15 protein-coding genes are annotated in these 17,635 nt (G+C 31.5%); 10 read left to right on the forward strand and 5 right to left on the reverse strand.

The features are described from left to right. Positions 1–6: 6 nt before the first annotated feature. The 10 genes from BLW23_RS07230 (at position 7) to rfbB (ending at position 11,097) form a co-directional block, all read left to right on the forward strand. A complete protein-coding gene (locus tag BLW23_RS07230; RefSeq protein ID WP_143032125.1) occupies positions 7–972 on the forward strand; it encodes a glycosyltransferase family 1 protein in 966 nt (321 codons plus the stop codon). A 115-nt stretch (positions 973–1,087) separates the two neighbouring features. Further along, a complete protein-coding gene (locus BLW23_RS07235) occupies positions 1,088–3,208 on the forward strand; it encodes a bi-domain-containing oxidoreductase (protein WP_093668586.1) in 2,121 nt (706 codons plus the stop codon). Further along, positions 3,190–4,779, forward strand: coding sequence for an alginate lyase family protein (locus tag BLW23_RS07240; protein ID WP_093668587.1), 1,590 nt, complete (start codon positions 3,190–3,192; stop codon positions 4,777–4,779). Before BLW23_RS07235 ends, BLW23_RS07240 begins: the two co-directional genes overlap by 19 nt. After that, positions 4,776–5,954, forward strand: coding sequence for a glycosyltransferase family 4 protein (locus BLW23_RS07245; RefSeq protein WP_093668588.1), 1,179 nt, complete (start codon positions 4,776–4,778; stop codon positions 5,952–5,954). The genes BLW23_RS07240 and BLW23_RS07245 overlap by 4 nt, the downstream gene beginning before the upstream one ends. Beyond that, positions 5,947–6,870 (forward strand): NAD-dependent epimerase/dehydratase family protein, encoded by a 924-nt coding sequence (locus BLW23_RS07250; RefSeq protein ID WP_093668589.1) that lies wholly within the window; start codon positions 5,947–5,949, stop codon positions 6,868–6,870. Before BLW23_RS07245 ends, BLW23_RS07250 begins: the two co-directional genes overlap by 8 nt. Before the next feature lie 10 nt (positions 6,871–6,880). After that, positions 6,881–7,432 carry a sugar transferase gene (locus BLW23_RS07255; RefSeq protein ID WP_093668590.1) on the forward strand — a complete coding sequence of 184 codons (552 nt, stop codon included), beginning with the start codon at positions 6,881–6,883 and terminating at the stop codon, positions 7,430–7,432. 162 nt (positions 7,433–7,594) lie between these two features. Further along, entirely contained in the window at positions 7,595–8,473 is an 879-nt protein-coding gene (rfbA, locus tag BLW23_RS07260; protein ID WP_093668591.1) for a glucose-1-phosphate thymidylyltransferase RfbA, read from the forward strand. A gap of 242 nt (positions 8,474–8,715) precedes the next feature. Beyond that, positions 8,716–9,036 carry a GIY-YIG nuclease family protein gene (locus tag BLW23_RS07265; protein WP_093668592.1) on the forward strand — a complete coding sequence of 107 codons (321 nt, stop codon included), beginning with the start codon at positions 8,716–8,718 and terminating at the stop codon, positions 9,034–9,036. 255 nt (positions 9,037–9,291) lie between these two features. Further along, complete coding sequence (locus BLW23_RS07270; protein ID WP_093668593.1) at positions 9,292–9,612, forward strand: GIY-YIG nuclease family protein; 321 nt, start codon at positions 9,292–9,294, stop codon at positions 9,610–9,612. Between the two features lie 426 nt (positions 9,613–10,038). Continuing rightward, complete coding sequence (gene rfbB, locus BLW23_RS07275) at positions 10,039–11,097, forward strand: dTDP-glucose 4,6-dehydratase (RefSeq protein WP_093668594.1); 1,059 nt, start codon at positions 10,039–10,041, stop codon at positions 11,095–11,097. Between the two features lie 19 nt (positions 11,098–11,116). Here the strand turns inward: rfbB and BLW23_RS07280 are convergent, their stop codons facing one another. The 5 genes from BLW23_RS07280 to porV form a co-directional block, all read right to left on the reverse strand. Then, on the reverse strand, positions 11,117–12,955 hold the full coding sequence (locus BLW23_RS07280; RefSeq protein ID WP_093668595.1) for a PBP1 and LysM peptidoglycan-binding domain-containing protein: 1,839 nt from the start codon (positions 12,953–12,955) through the stop codon (positions 11,117–11,119). A 42-nt stretch (positions 12,956–12,997) separates the two neighbouring features. After that, the gene (gene guaA / locus BLW23_RS07285; RefSeq protein ID WP_093668596.1) at positions 12,998–14,533 is read right to left on the reverse strand and encodes a glutamine-hydrolyzing GMP synthase; all 1,536 of its coding nucleotides are present in this window, start codon (positions 14,531–14,533) and stop codon (positions 12,998–13,000) included. Positions 14,534–14,682: 149 nt separating this feature from the next. Then, positions 14,683–15,747 carry a 3-oxoacyl-ACP synthase III family protein gene (locus BLW23_RS07290; RefSeq protein WP_093668597.1) on the reverse strand — a complete coding sequence of 355 codons (1,065 nt, stop codon included), beginning with the start codon at positions 15,745–15,747 and terminating at the stop codon, positions 14,683–14,685. A 115-nt stretch (positions 15,748–15,862) separates the two neighbouring features. Then, the gene (cdd, locus tag BLW23_RS07295; RefSeq protein ID WP_093668598.1) at positions 15,863–16,345 is read right to left on the reverse strand and encodes a cytidine deaminase; all 483 of its coding nucleotides are present in this window, start codon (positions 16,343–16,345) and stop codon (positions 15,863–15,865) included. Between the two features lie 169 nt (positions 16,346–16,514). Next, on the reverse strand, positions 16,515–17,594 hold the full coding sequence (gene porV / locus BLW23_RS07300; protein WP_093668599.1) for a type IX secretion system outer membrane channel protein PorV: 1,080 nt from the start codon (positions 17,592–17,594) through the stop codon (positions 16,515–16,517). Between the last annotated feature and the right edge of the window lie 41 nt (positions 17,595–17,635).

A 17,635-nucleotide genomic window follows, 5' to 3' on the forward strand; every position in this document is an offset into this window, starting at 1 on the left:
ACAAGAATGTTTAAAAAAAAGAAAATAATAATACTAGGTAAAAGACCTTTACCAATTGGAGGAGTAACAATTCATGTTGATAGATTACTTTCAAAATTAGAACAAGAAAAAAGCATAGATTATACTTTTCTCGAAAATAATAAATGGAATTTGATTAAGGCTCCTTTTATTATTCTAAATAAAACAATACATATACATAGTTCAAACCCTTATATTAGATTTTATTATGTTTTTTTAGCAAAGGTATTATTTAGTAAATCCATCTTGACAGTTCATGGAGATTTAAATAGATATAAATCTAGAGTAAAAAATAAAATAGATAGATTTTCTATAATGTTATGTAATATTCCAATATTATTAAATACCAAAAGCTATGCTATGGCTAAAAAAATTAATAATAAATCAGTTATTATTTCATCATTCATACCACCAAAAGAGACACATGGTTTGGAATTGAAATTGAGAAGTAAGCTAAAAGAATTTAGAAAAAAGTATGAATATATTTATTGTACTAATGCTTTTAATTTTGCTTATGATAAGAATATGAAAGAAATTTATGGAATTTATGAAATTATAAGTTTTTTTAAAAAAAAGAAGAATTTCGGATTAATTTTTTCAGATCCATCTGGTGCGTATTGGAACGAGTTTAAAGAAAAAAATATTGAATTAGGAGAAAATATAATAGTAATTAATGAACCTCATTCCTTTTATGAAGTGTTAAAGGTATCAGATGCTAGTATAAGGAATACATCAACAGATGGCGACTCTTTATCAGTTAAAGAATCATTATTTTTAAGGAAGAAAACTTTTTGTACGGATGTAGTTAATAGACCAAATGGAGTTGTCTTGTATGAGCTTGGGGGTTTAGAACAAATATTAAATGAGAGTAAAACGCAAGTTGAAATGTTAGAAAAAGATATAGAGATTAAAGATGCCTCGCTAGATTTAATAAAATTATACAAGAAACGTTGAAATAGTTAAAGATAATAATTTTAGCAAAAGAAGATTTTTAGAAACTATTTAGAATTTAATCATAGAAAAGAGAGATTTTGGTTGTTAAACCTTATGTGGGCTTAAATTATTTAATATGAAACAAATCATACAAGACCTTAAAAAAGGTCATACAATATTAGAAGAAGTACCAGTACCATTGGTGAAAAAAGGACATGTACTTATAAAAACTTCTAAATCATTAGTTTCTCTTGGAACTGAGAAAATGCTGGTAGAATTTGGTAAGGCAAATTTTATTCAAAAAGCGAAGCAACAACCGGATAAGGTGAAAATGGTTTTAGATAAGGTGAAGACTGATGGATTAAAACCAACAATAGATGCTGTTTTTAATAAACTAGGACAACCATTACCTCTTGGATATTGTAATGTAGGGGAAGTTTTTGGCGTGGGAAAAGGTGTTTCAGAGTTTAAAATTGGAGATCGAGTTGCGTCAAATGGAAATCATGCAGAATTTGTTTTAGTTCCTAAAAATTTAGTAGCAAAAATCCCAGATAACGTATCAGATGAAGAAGCAGCTTTTACGGTAATTGGTGCAATTGGTTTACAGGGAATTAGATTGCTAAACCCCACATTTGGAGAAACAATTGTAGTTGTAGGATTGGGGCTTATTGGTTTAGTAACTGCAGAACTTCTAAAAGCCAATGGGTGTAATGTTATTGGTTTTGATTTTGATCCTGAAAAAATTAAAATAGCAAAGTCAAAAGGAATAACAGCAATCAACCCATCGGAAGGAACAGATCAAGTAAAATTTGTAGAAACGTTTACGAATGGAGTAGGAGCAGATGGAGTTATTATTACAGCTTCAAGTAAGAGCAATGAAATTATCTCTCAATCAGCACAAATGTGTCGAAAACTTGGTAGGGTTGTTCTTGTAGGTGTAATAGGATTAGATATTAGTAGAGCAGATTTTTACAATAAGGAGATATCTTTTCAAGTTTCATGTTCTTATGGTCCTGGAAGATATGATGAAGAATATGAACAAAAAGGTAACGATTACCCAATAGGTTATGTTCGATGGACAGAAAAGAGAAACTTTGAAGCCGTACTAAAAGCTATTTCTGTTGGTTCATTAGATGTTAATCCGTTAATAACAGAGAAAGTTCCTCTTAAGGATTTTGAAACTATATATGGAGACATGTCTTCATCAAAATCAATTGCCTCAATTTTAGAATACAATTCAACGGAAGAACCTAAAAACACCGTTACATTAAACGAAAAAGAGTTTGGTGGAAATAAAGGAGTTATTGGTATTGTTGGGGCTGGTAATTTTACAAGTGCTACTATTTTACCAAATCTTAAAAAATTAGAAGCAGATATAAAATTTATCGCTAGTTCTGGAGGCTTGTCATCTACAACAATGGCAAAACAATATGGTATTACTAATTCAACAACGAATTACAAAGAAATACTTAGCGATAATGAAGCAGATTTAGTTTTTATTACAACCAAACACAATATGCATGCATCAATGGTACTCGAAACATTGAGAGCAGATAAAAGTGTTTTCGTTGAAAAACCATTAGCTTTAAATAGCGATGAACTTGATGAAATTATAGAAGAATATAATTATAGAAATGTTTCAATTTCTGTTGGATTCAATAGACGATTTGCTCCTTTGGCAAAACAAATGAAGAAAGTTTTAGGTAATGATAATACTCCTATGAATATTGTAGCAACAATGAATGCAGGGTTCATCCCTTCTGATGTTTGGGTACATGATATGGAAGTAGGGGGAGGTAGAATAATTGGAGAAGCATGCCACTATATTGATTTATGTACATATTTAGCTGGAAGTAAAGTAAAATCTGTTTGCATGAATTCTATGGGAGTTAACCCAGAAGAAAATACAGACAATGCGAGCATACTTTTAAAGTATGAAAATGGTACAAATGCAGTTATTAATTATTTTGCTAATGGTTCAAAAGCTTACTCAAAGGAGAGGGTTGAGGTATATTCTCAGGAAAGAACATTAGTTATGGATAATTGGAGAAAATTAAGAGGATTTGGATTTAAGAAATTCTCAAAGTGTTCTTCTAAACAAGACAAAGGTCATTATAATCAATTTAATGAATTAATTCGTAGTCAAAAATCGGGTGGTGAATCAATCATACCATTTGGAGAAATTGTAAATACAACTAAAGCATCCTTTGCTGCTATTGAATCTTTGAAAGAAGGAAGATGGATAGAAGTAAAATAATTACGTTATATCATACAATTAAATACTTAAAGTCTGTTCAAGTTTATTACAGGCTTTACTATTTATTACGTAATCGATTTATTAAAAAATCTTATTCTAATAAAGGAATAGATCGAACCAAAGATTTAATTTGGAGTGACGAAATTTTTAATAATAAATCTTATTTAGGAGCCAAAGATTTTGAGTTTTTAAATATTTTAAAGCGTTTTGAGAATAAAATAAATTGGAATTATTCTCAATTCGGAAAATTATGGACATATAATTTGAATTACTTCGATTTTTTAAATCAAAAGGAAATCTCTGTCGATGATGGATTAGAATTAATAAAAAATTACATCCGTCAAGATTCAGACTTGATAGATGGAAAGGAACCTTATGTTATTTCTTTAAGAGGGATTAATTGGGTTAAATTTTTGTCAAAGAATACTATAAAAGATAAAATCATTGATGAAACACTTTATTACCATTATCAAATTTTATTAGATAATTTGGAATATCATCTTTTGGGAAATCATTTACTTGAAAATGGATTTTCTTTACTTTTCGGAGGATATTATTTTAATGATGAAAGATTGTTAAATACAGCTCGAAAAATTTTAAAGTCAGAATTAGAAGAACAAATTCTAAAAGATGGAGCGCATTATGAACTTTCTCCAATGTATCACCAGATTTTATTAGGACGACTTTTGGATTGTATTCAATTAGTTAGGTGTAATGATAAAATTGATAACAAAAAATTATTAGGTTTTCTAGAAGAAAAGGCTTGTGTTATGTTGTCATGGTTGTCTAATCTTACCTATAAAAATGGTAATATTCCTTTGTTAAATGATAGTTCTATTGGAATAGCGCCAACTTCAAAAGAGTTATTCAGTTATGCTAAATCTTTACATTTAAACTGGAGAAAGATTAAATTATTTGATTCAGGCTACAGAAAATTCCAATCCCATATATTTGAAGTAGCAATAGATGTTGGGAATATCCAACCATCTTACCAACCAGGACATTCGCATTCAGACACTTTTAGTTTTGAACTATACGCTCAGAATATCCCAATTATCGTTGATCCTGGTGTTTCTACATATGAAAAGAATGATAGAAGACAGAGAGAACGAGGAACTTACTATCATAATACTGTTCAAATAGGTAACTTAGAACAAACTCAAGTTTGGGGAGGGTTTAGAGTAGCAAAAAGAGCTAAGGTTTTTGGTGTAATTGAAGATGAGAACAAAGTACTTGCCAAACATGATGGTTATAAAAATAAAGGAGTCATTCATTCGAGACAATTTCATTTGGATCGAAATACTTTCTCCATAAAAGATTCCTTGGAAGGCAAATCATCATTGGACAAAAAAATGATTTTACATTTTCATCCTGATGTTAATATAAGCGAAATTAGTAAATCTGAGTTCCAACTAAATAATCTAATATTGAACCTTACAGGGGAGTATGATAAAGTTGTTATTCAAGATTATGAATTTAGTATGGGGTTTAATAAAACAAGAAAAGGAAAAAAAATAGTGGTGTTTTTTAACGAAGAGTTGGAGACACGTATTACCGAAATGCAATTATGAAAATATTATTTTTAACATTCTATTTTGAACCCGATTTGTCAGCTGGGTCTTTTAGAAATACTTCCTTATTTAAAGAACTTTTAAATCACTTGAATGATGATGATACACTTGAGGTAATAACAACACATCCCAATAGGTATGACTCTTTCAAAGCAAAAGCCAAGGATAAAGAGGGAATTAAAAAAGGAGTAGTAGTTAACAGAATTAAAATTCCTGAGCATGGAAGTGGAATTATAGGACAAATTAAGTCGTATAAAGAATTTTATTTTAGAGCTTTAAATCTTACGAAGGATAAAAAATATGATCTAGTTTATGCTTCTTCTTCTCGTTTATTTACGGCATATCTTGGTGCAAAAATTGCCAGAAAGAAAAAAGCAAAACTTTATTTAGATATTAGAGATATCTTCAGAGAGACCATTACAGATTTATATAAGAATAAGATTATCAATTTAGGATTAAATTTAGTTTTGAAACCTGTTGAAAATTATACTTTTGGAAGAGCTGGGCATATAAACTTAGTTTCAAAAGGATTTAAGGGTTATTTTGAAAACTATAAAAAAGCAGAATATTCATTTTTCACCAATGGTATTGACGAATTGTTTTTATCCCTACCTATAGATAATATTGAAGAGAAAAAGAGTGAGGTTAAAACCATAATATATGGCGGTAATATTGGGGAAGGACAAGGATTAGACTTAATTATACCAGATATAGCTAAGAAATTGTCGAGGACACATAAATTTCAGATTATTGGTGATGGTGGTGCTAGAGAAAAACTAGAAGAAAAGTTAAAAGTAAATAATATCGAAAATGTTGAAATGATTCCTCCGGTCAGTAGAAATGAGCTAATAAATTATTACCAAAAAGCTGATTATTTATTTTTACACCTGAATAAGCATAAGGCATTTGAAAGAGTATTGCCATCTAAACTTTTTGAATATGGTACTTTTAATAAACCTATAATTGCTGGTGTAGATGGTTACGCTAAACAATTTTTAAAAGAAAATATGTCCAACTTAATTTTATTTGAACCAACAAATGCTGATGAACTTTATAATAGTTTGACGAATTTTGGATATAAGAATGAGGAAAGAATACAATTTAAGAAGAATTATAGTAGAGAAGAGATTAATAAGAGAATGACAAAGTCAATAATAAGTTTTGGGAATGACTAATAATGTTTTAATTAGTGGTATAACTGGGTTCGTTGGATCTAACTTATTTAATTATTTAAAAGAAGATTATAAAGTTCAGGGAGTTTCTAGGAAAACAACAAATGAATTGATTTCATATGATGCTTTGGATAGAGATATTTTAAACACAAATAAAGCGTTTATTCATCTTGCGGGTAAGGCTCACGATTTGAAAAATACTACTAAGGAGAATGAATATTTTGATATTAATTTTGAGTTAACAAAAAAGGTATTTGATAAGTTTTTAAAGAGTGGATGTGAAGTCTTTATTTTTATGAGCTCTGTAAAAGCTGTAGCCGATGAAGTAGAAAAGGAATTAACAGAATATCATAATCCAAACCCAATAACAGCTTATGGAAAATCTAAATTAGCAGCAGAAAACTATATTTTAAGTAAAGAAGTACCTAGGAATAAAAGGGTGTATATTTTAAGACCATGTATGATTCATGGTCCAAATAATAAAGGGAATTTAAATCTACTTTATAATTTTGTGGCTAAAGGAATTCCATATCCTTTCGGTAAATACGAAAATTGTCGTTCGTTTTTATCGATAGGTAATTTATGTTTTGTTCTCAAAGAACTACTAGAGAATGAAAATATTCCTTCAGGAATTTATAACGTTGCTGATGATGATCCACTCTCAACAAAAGATTTAGTTCTAAATATTGGCGCAGCAATATATAAAGATGTTAAAATTTTAAATCTACCAAAGTTTATGTTTGGTGTTTTGGGTAAAATAGGTGATATACTACCATTTCCTATTGATAGTGAGAAAATTCATAAATTAACAGGTAATTATGTTGTTGCAAACAAAAAACTCAAAGAAGTTTTAAAGAAAAAACTACCATTATCTGTAGAAGAAGGTATACATTTGACAATTAAAAGTTTTACAAAATAGAATTATAATAATGATACGTCTTTTTGATTTTATATTCTCATTATTTGGAATATTGGTTTTATGGCCTTTTGGCTTAATAGTTTATGTTTTAGGTTTGTTAGACACTGGATCACCAGTTTTTAAACAACAAAGAGTAGGGAAAAATAAAAAACCATTTACTTTGTTAAAATTTAGAACAATGAGTGTTAATACAAAATCAGTAGCAACGCATTTGGCTAGCAGTAGTTCTGTTACCAAGTTAGGGGCTTTTTTAAGAAAATCTAAATTAGATGAATTACCTCAGTTAATTAATGTTTTAAGAGGAGATATGAGCTTGGTAGGTCCGAGGCCAAATCTTTTTAATCAAGAAGAGTTAATAAAAGAGAGAGAGGAAAGAGGTGTTTATAATTCTTTACCGGGAATAACAGGTTTGGCACAAATAAACGAGATAGATATGTCTACTCCTAAGAAACTAGCGGAAGTTGACGCCGAAATGTTGAGTAGTTTGACTATAAAAAAGTACTTTCAATATATACTGGCCACAGTCGGAGGTAAAGGATCCGGAGATAGAATTAAAGAATAAATAAAAATAAGCTCAGCAATTTTCTGAGCTTATTTTTTTTATAACTTCGCTTAACTATCATTGCAACAAATATGAAATGATCCATAGTAAATCTTGATATGTATCGAGATTATTGTTGGCGAATTACATCTAGCCTAATTAAAAACAGTAAAAAATAAGCAGATGAAAGGCATCATCTTAGCAGGAGGTTCAGGAACACGATTATACCCTATAACCAAAGGGGTGTCGAAACAATTATTACCAGTATATGATAAGCCAATGATTTATTATCCGTTGTCAGTGCTTATGTTAGCTGGTATTCGAGATATACTCATTATTTCAACACCACAGGATTTACCTAATTTTGAAAAATTATTAGGGTCGGGAAAGGAATTAGGAATACGATTAAGTTATGCAGAACAACCTTCGCCAGATGGTCTAGCCCAAGCATTTGTAATTGGTGAAGAATTTATAGGAGAGGATGATGTGTGCCTAATTTTAGGTGATAATATCTTTTACGGACATGGGCTTCCTGAAATGCTTCAGAGAGCTATCCATAATGTTAAAGTAGAAAATAAAGTAACTATTTTTGGATATAATGTTAAAGATCCAAATAGATATGGTGTAGTAGATTTCGACGAGGGAGGAAATGCAAAGTCTATAGAAGAAAAACCGATCAAGCCTAAATCAAATTATGCTGTTGTAGGATTATACTTTTATCCAAATGATGTGATTTCAATTGCTCAAAAAGTAGAGCCTTCTGAAAGAGGAGAATTAGAGATAACTTCCGTAAATCAATCCTACTTGAATAAAGAATCTTTAAAAGTAGAACTTATGGGAAGAGGTTTTGCTTGGTTAGATACTGGAACTCACAGCTCTTTAATGGAAGCTAGTCAATTCATTGAAACCATTGAAAAGAGACAAGGGTTAAAAGTGGCCTGTTTAGAGGAGATAGCATTTCACATGGGGTATATTGATGAAAAACAACTTAGAAAGCTTGCTAAACCTCTTTTAAAAAGTGATTATGGTCAATATTTATTACATTTGATTGAAGATAAATAGTAATATGCCACCTCGAGCATTACTGGAAACCAAAATGTGTTATGATTGAGAGTAAACTGCGAATCAGTTGACAGGTTGTTTGCAGATGTCACCTCGAGCGCAGTCGAGAGGTTGTTCAATTAAAAATATTATTTTAGTTATGTGTGTATATCAAGCAGTATAGAAAAAATAGTTTCTTAATAGTAGACTACATCCGCAATGAATCTCGACTGCGCTCGATTTGACAAAAGTTAGAAAATACTATGAAAAAATATTATGTCTATATACTAAAGTGTTCAGATGGATTTCTTTATACAGGAATAACTAACGATTTGAATAGGCGAATTAAAGAACATCAAAAAGGTTTATTGAAAAAATGTTTTACTTACAAGAGAAGACCGTTAGAGTTAATTTTTAGTCAAAATTTTAATGATGTAGAGCAAGCAATATTTTTTGAAAAGAAAATTAAGAAATGGAGTGGTAAAAAGAAATTGGCATTAGCTCATGGTGATTTCGACATGTTAGTTATTTTGGCTGAGTGCAGGAATGCCACACACTATAAATACAATCCGAATAATGATTAGTTCTCGACAGAGTTTATCTTGAGCATTAGTCGAAAGGCTCGAACTGACATTATAGTCTATCAGTTGTTAATTTGATGCCTATTTTTAAAAAGTTGTCAGCTCGAGCGCAGTCGAGAGGTTGTTCAATTAAAAATATTATTTTAGTTATGTGTGTATATCAAGCAGTATAGAAAAAATAGTTTCTTAATAGTAGATTTAAACTACATCTAAAATGAATCTCGACTGCGCTCGATTTGACAAAAGTTAGAAAATACTATGAAAAAATATTATGTCTATATACTAAAGTGTTCAGATGGATTTCTTTATACAGGAATAACTAACGATTTGAATAGGCGAATTAAAGAACATCAAAAAGGTTTATTGAAAACATGTTTTACTTATAAGAGAAGACCGTTAGAATTAATTTTTAGTCAAAATTTTAATGATGTAGAACAAGCAATATATTTTGAAAAGAAAATTAAGAAATGGAGTAGTAAAAAGAAATTGGCATTAGCTCATGGTGATTTCGACATGTTGGTTATTTTAGCGGAGTGCAGGAATGCTACACACTATAAATACAAATCAAATAATGATTAGTTCTCGACTGCTACACAGGGTGTTTTCAATCAAAAAGTATTTTGATTTCAACCAATGCTCGAACTGACAAGTTTTTTAATTGATTTGCATATGTCACCCTGAGCGCAGTCGAAGGGTTGTTTGTGAGTAAGCTTTAAGTATGATTGTGGGGTTTAGGTTCACTACAGAGTTTATCTAGAGTGTTAGTCGAAAGGCTGGAATTGACACTATAGCCTGTCAGTTGTTAATTTGATAGCTATTTTTAGAAAGTTATCACCTCGAGTATCCCTGGAAACTAAAATGTTTTTTGATTGAGAGTAGACTGCGAATCAGTTGTTTGCAGTTGTCACCTCGAGCGCAGTCGAGAGGGTGTTTTAGGCGTATTCAAGTAATTTGTTCTCGACTGCGCTCGAACTGACAAGCAAAAAATATAATTTGTAAGGAGTAATGAAGAATATCTTAGTAACAGGAGGAGCTGGTTTTATAGGCTCACATCTAGTTCGTTTACTTGTAAGTAAGTATCCGAATTATCAAATTATAAATCTAGATCTTCTTACCTATGCTGGTAATTTGGAGAATTTAGTAGAGGTTCAAAATAAAAGCAATTATCATTTTGTTAAAGGAGATATTTGCGATCATGAACTGGTAAAAGAAGTTTTTCAAAAATATCAAGTTGATACGGTTATTCATTTAGCAGCAGAATCGCATGTAGATCGTTCTATAAAAGATCCGTTTTCTTTTGCTAAAACGAATGTATTAGGAACTTTGAGTTTGCTTCAAGGGGCTAAACAGGTTTGGGGTAATAATCTTAATAATAAGCTGTTTTATCATATTTCAACAGATGAAGTATATGGAACACTTGGTAAGTCGGGATTCTTTACAGAAAACACATCGTATGACCCTCATTCTCCATATTCAGCTTCGAAAGCCTCTTCGGATCATTTTGTACGATCTTTTTATGACACATATAACCTACCCATTATTATTTCAAATTGCTCAAATAATTATGGTTCCCACCAATTTCCAGAGAAATTAATACCACTTTTTATTAAAAATATCTGTAATAATAAACCCTTACCAGTTTATGGGAAGGGAGAAAATGTTCGTGATTGGTTGTTTGTTAATGATCATGCTCGGGCAATTGATGTTATTTTTCATAAAGGGAAAATAGGAGAAACCTATAATATTGGAGGTTTTAATGAGTGGAAGAATATCGATTTAATAAAAGTAATTATAAAAACTGTAGACAAGCTTTTGGGACGTCCTGAAGGAGCTTCGGAAGAATTAATAACTTTTGTAACGGATCGAGCTGGACATGATTATCGATATGCCATTGATTCAAGTAAATTAAAGAATGAATTAGGATGGGAACCCTCTCTTCAATTTGAAGAAGGGATTGAGAAGACTGTGAAATGGTACTTGGAAAATAAAGACTGGGTAGATAATGTTACGAGCGGAAATTATCAAAAGTATTATCAAGAAATGTATGGAAGCCAAGGGGATTAATCCCCTTGATTTTCTATTTTTACTTAAGTCTTTTTAGACTTAAATCCGGATTGTATTTCACAATAAAAAGACCTTTATTTTCAGGAGAACCAAATGTCTTTTTGTGATAGTCAAATTTGTTTTCAACTCTTAAAGAAACTCCTTCTTTGAAAGTTTCTGATAGTTTATTGCCAGAAGCAAGTCTCATAAGGACGTCATAAGTTACATCAAAGCCTTTTACTGCATAACTAGAAGGTAAAGTATTATTATTCTCTTTAAACTTGTTATAGAAAGCTTGTACTTCATCAGAGCTTTCATCTGCATAGCTATCGGAAACGTAGGTGAAATTAATGTTAGCTAACTTATTGTTATCTATGTTGTCATAGACTTTGTTTTTATTTGAAGTGAATACTTGAACAGTCATATTATCAGGTAACCCAATCATACTGTTAAGCGCATCTTTAATGGTAACATTATCTTCAGTAGCAATAATAACCCAATTATCTTGCTTCTCATTCATTTTACCTGTAAAACGCTCTCTTTTTATATATCCTTTTTCAGGTTTTAAAATATTCAATTTAGAAATTGAATCATGTTTTTTTAGGGAAGAGCTAATTGAATTGGCGATTCCTTTTGAATACTTGCTGTCATCACTTACAATAAAAATATTTTCTCCTTTATATACGTTCTTAAGATATGTAGTTAAGAAGTTAGTGTATGATTCTTTATCTGGAGATGACTTTACTATTTTAGAAGCAGTTAAACTATTCTGTTTATTTGAATAATGAGGGAAGATTACGACACCATTGGTTGCTTTAGAAACTTCTGTCGCTTTTTTAGAATAAAAAGGACCAATTACAACATCTTGATTTTCTAACTCATCATTATCTATTATAGAAGAGATGTTTTTCCCTTTTGTACCAGTATCAAAAATACGTGTATTTATAGTTATTCCTTGATTTCGTAAGGAATCAATAGCCATTTTCGCTCCCATATAAAAATCAGTAACCAAATTGGCTAGTCCATTTTTAAATATTCTTTTAGCACTTAACGTATCGTATTTTTCGGTTCTAAAAGGAAGTAATAGAGTCAAATTAATGGTTGATTCTTCTTGAATACTGTCTCTATAAAAAGAAAGCGTTTCACCTTTCTCAACATCTTCTTTTAGTTTTATTTTCAGAAGTTGTCCAATCGATAGTTGATTCTCTTTAATCTCAGGGTATTCAGGATTCAAACGAACTAAATCTTCTTTAGAAATATTATAAAAACGAGTAATACCATATACTGTTTCTTTACTTTGTACAGCATGGGTTAAGTATTTGTTTTTTATTTCTTCTTTATCTAATGTTACAGTTTCTTCAATTGTGTTAACGTTCAAAACTTGACCAATAGATAAAGTATTATTTTTTAACTCTGGGTAATCGGGGTTTAACTCGATGAGTTTGTCTTTCGTGATACCGTATTGTTTTGTAATTCGGTAAACGGTTTCCCCTGCTTGGACGGTATGAGTCTCATACCCACTAATAACAGTAGTTTGAAAAACAGTTTTTTCTTTTTCTTCAGAAGTATCATCAACAGCATCGGTTGTCGTTTCTTCTTTATCCTGAATTACAGCATAACCATTGTCATCTGACGTATTTGAAGAATTACCGTTTTTAATTTTAGGGTTGGGTATAACAATAACAGTATTTGGCGATGGGGTTTTACCGACGTCAGGATTGAGTCTTCGTAGATCTTTTGAGTCTATATTCAAACGTTCTGCGATATCATTCATCGTTTCCCCGTCTTGTACCTTATAGGAAACATAGCGCTTCTGCTGACCACATGAAATCGAAATTGTTAATATACCTGTTAAAATTAAAAACTGTAATTTCTTCATTTACTTTGTATATAATTTAATGAGTGATTTTGTATATAAACGTTATTCCCACTCAATTGTTGCAGGTGGTTTAGAACTGATATCGTAAACAACTCTATTAACACCTTTTACGTTATTTATTATTTTATTTGAGGTTTTTTGTAAAAATTCATAAGGTAAATTAACCCAGTCAGCAGTCATACCATCTGTACTTTCAACAGCTCTTAAAGCAACTACTTTTTCATAAGTACGCTCATCTCCCATTACTCCAACAGAGTTTACAGGTAATAGAATAGCTCCAGCTTGCCATACCTTGTTATAAAGACCACTTTCTTTTAATCCATTAATAAAAACGGCATCTACTTCTTGTAATATGCGAACTTTTTCAGCAGTAATATCCCCTAAAATTCGGATTGCTAAACCTGGACCGGGGAAAGGATGACGACCTAATAATTCCTTATCTATTCCCATTGAAGCACCAACTCTTCGTACTTCATCTTTGAAAATCATTCTTAATGGCTCAACGATTTTCAATTTCATAAAATCAGGTAACCCTCCTACATTATGATGACTTTTTATTGTAGCAGAAGGACCTCCTGTTGCAGAAACAGACTCGATCACATCAGGGTAAATAGTTCCTTGTGCTAACCATTTAGCATCTTCTATTTGATTTGCTTCATCATCAAACACATCTATAAATACCTTTCCTATTGCTTTACGTTTAGCCTCAGGATCAGATAATCCAGCTAATTCACCCAAGAAGCGTGCCGAAGCATCAACTCCTTTTACATTTAAGCCCATACCTTCGTATTGCTTCAATACATCGGTAAATTCATTTTTACGTAAAAGACCATTGTTTACAAAAATACAATGAAGATTACTTCCGATAGCTTTGTGAAGTAATACTGCGGCTACTGTAGAGTCAACTCCCCCAGATAAACCAAGAACAACTTTATCGTTACCAATTTTTTCTTTTAATTCAGCAACGGTTTCGTCAACAAAAGAATCTGGTGTCCAAGACTGATCAACCCCTGCAATTGATACTAAAAAGTTTTCTAATAATTGTTTTCCGTCTGTAGAATGATAAACTTCAGGATGAAATTGAATAGCATATGTAGTTTCTCCTTCAATTCTATATGCGGCATTTTCTACATCATTAGTACTTGCTAAAAGTACTGCATTTTCAGGTAATTCTTTAATGGTGTCGGAATGACTCATCCAAACCTGACTTCCCTCAGAAATTTGAGAAAGAAAATTTTCATTTTCTTTGATATACGAAAGATTAGCTCTTCCGTATTCTCTGGTATTTGACGAAGCAACCAAACCACCAGAAAAATGTGCTAAGTATTGAGCTCCATAACATACAGCCAATAAAGGTTTTTTACCTCTTATTTCCGATAAGTCAGGATGAAGAGGATCATCTGATCTAACAGAAATTGGGCTTCCAGACAAAATAACTGCCTTATAATTATCTAAGTTTTGTGGTAATTTGTTGTATGGGTGAATCTCACAATAAATATTCAACTCCCTTACACGGCGCGCAATTAACTGCGTGTATTGCGATCCGAAATCTAAAATAAGTACATTGTGTTGTTGCATCCGCAAAAATAATATTTAGATTTTAGATTAGCGATATATATAACTGTTTTTTTAAGTGTTAAGCAACACTAGCTTTATTTTTAATATTCTTATCAATAATACCACTGCCTACTGCTTCACTATCAACTACTTCACCGCCTCACTGTTCGCTAATATTTATAGACAATTGCATTTATATTCATCCCAGCACCAACTGATGCTAACATGATAACATCACCTTTGTTAATTTTTTGATCTTCAACCTCACCTTTTAAAACTAAATCGAGTAATGTAGGTACTGTCGCCACCGAACTATTTCCTAATTTGTGAATACACATTGGCATAATATTACTAGGGACTTGCATTTTATAAAGACGATAAAATCGCTTAATGATGGCTTCGTCCATTTTTTCATTGGCTTGGTGAATAAAAATCTTTTTTAAAGCGCTTATTTCAACTCCACTTTTATCCAAAGCTTCTTTCATGGCTAAAGGAACATTTGATAACGCAAATTCATAGATTTTTCTTCCATGCATTTTAATGTACCGAACATCTTTATCACTACTTCCATTATGTGAACTTCCGAAAAATAAATGATAAGCTTCGTCTTTGGCAAAAGTTTGGGCAGCATGACTCAAAACACCTGAATCGGATTTTTCAGATTTTTCAATAATGCAAGCTCCAGCGCCATCACTATATATCATAGAATCTCTGTCGTGATGATCAACAACTCTCGATAAGGTTTCTGCACCAATCACAAGAACTTTTTTTGCAATGCCAGATTGAATGAATGATTGTGCCTGAATAACTCCTTGAATCCAACCAGGACAACCAAAAAGTAAGTCGTAGGCAATACAATTAGGATTTTCAATTTTAAGCAAGTGTTTTACTCTTGTGGCTAAACTTGGTATCATGTCACTTTGAATGGTATTCGATCTGACATCACCAAAATTATGAGCAAATATAATGTAGTCTAAAGTTTCAGGATCAATATTAGCATCTTCAATTGCTTTTTGAGATGCGAGATAACCTAGGTCGGAAGTGTTTAAATTATTCTTAGCATATCGGCGTTCTTCAATACCTGTTATGGATTTAAACTTTTCTATGATAATAGTATTGTTATTCTCAAATGGAGTTCCATCAACATGTAAAAATCTGTTATCCGAAAACTGGATATTTTCCTTAGTTACGCTTGGAATGTAGGTCCCCGTTCCTGTGATTATCGAATTGATCATTTTTTGCTTCCTTTCTTGTGTAATTAACAAAGAAAGCATTTTTAATGACTTTTGGGTAAGTATTTGAAGACCTTTTGTTTTTTTTTACGATTTTGATAAAAAAAGATATCGAAAATTATAAATATGAGCTATCAAATGAAAAAGGAAGAAGTGATAGTAACGATTCTGTTTTTACAACTTGACCAATTTCACCCATAAATATGATTTCAATAGGCTGTTTTTGATTGATTTCGTATTCTGAAAGTGTTTGCCTACATGCTCCACAAGGACCAACAGGTTTATTTACTTCGGTTTCAGAGGAAGCAGCGGTTATAGCTATTTTTTTTACAATCATATCAGGAAACTCAGAGCCTGCTTTCCATATAGCGACGCGTTCAGCACACATACCGGAAGGATACGCAGCATTTTCTTGGTTATTTCCCGTCATAATTTTCCCATTGTTTAAAAGTAGAGCAGCACCAACATTAAACTTCGAATAAGGCGCATAAGCTTTGCGTCTGGCTTCTATGGCACAATGCATTAAATCGAAATCTTCTTTAGGTAATTCTGAAAGATTCTCAAAGATGGTAGCAGAAGAGTTAATTTGTATTTTTTTCATGGGTATAGTATATCAAAAAAGAGAGAAATTATACCAACTAAGTTTTAAAAAGAAACGGTTCATATGTGTCATTTTAGTGTTTAATTGGTATTCCATATTTAAAGTCAAAAAAAGCTGTCGTTTACGACAGCTTTATATTTTTTTCTAAGTTACTAAAAAAAATGAATTTTTAATAATCGTCATAAATTTGCCCCAAATCAAATGATAAAGAAAAACGCAATGTGTTTTCTAAAGGGTTGTTTACGTTAGATGTGTTCATTAAATATGATAAATCTAAAGAGAAGGCTCTGGCTTTAAACCCAGCTCCCATGGTGAAATATTGACGTTGTCCTTTTTGTTCACTTTCATGGAAATAACCTGCTCTTAATGCAAATGCTTTATTGTATAAATATTCAGCTCCTAAAGCCCAAGTAACCTCTTGTAGTTCCTCACTAAAGCTTCTGTCTCCCAGAGATGTAAACATACCTTCGAACCAGCCTCTTGTAGAGTTAGGGCTTGAAGGAACGAGTAGTTTTGTGAATTCTACATTCAACCCTAATAAGTTATAGTCATCCAAAATAAAGTCAAAACCTCCACCAAGTTTTAAATTTGTTGGAATAAAGTTAGGGTCCCCTGGAGTGTATTCAACTTTTGGGCCTATGTTGGCAATGTTGATACCTAATCTATAGCGACCATTGAAGCTTCCGTAGTTTTCTTCTTCTGATCTATAATACGCAGAAATATCAACAGCAAAAGAGTTTACCGCATCTAAATTATTAGAAACATCGAGATTTGAATTAATGTATTTTAAACCGACTCCCATAGAAAATGTTTCGCTTAATTTCATAGAGTAAGTACCCGTAATAGCTAATTCATTCGGGCTAATATTACCAGTTGAGGTTCCAGTGTTATCAGTTAGATCAATTCTACCAAGAGAAAAATACTTTAAATCAACCCCAAAAGCTGCATTTTCTTTGAATCGTTGAACATAGGAAAGGTTTCCTGCAAAAATATCATCTGTTAAATTTCTTAACCATGGAGTATAATTTACACCAATGCTAATTTCGTTTTCATTGAAAGCCGTTTTCGAAGCGTTGTGGAAAATAGAAAAAGCATCAGATGATGTTGCTACTCCAATATCTCCCATACCTCCAGCCCTAGCGTCAGAAGTAATTAATAAAAATGGAGTTGCAGTTGTAATACCTTGTTGAGCCCTAGTTGTTAAACTAAAACCTAATAAGAGTAGTAAAAGGGTCGTTAATGTTTTCATTTATGTTTTGATTGTTGATTTTGCAAATATAGGATTTTACG

Origin of the sequence: Tenacibaculum sp. MAR_2009_124, assembly GCF_900105455.1 — a bacterium.
Taxonomy (GTDB): Bacteria; Bacteroidota; Bacteroidia; order Flavobacteriales; family Flavobacteriaceae; genus Polaribacter.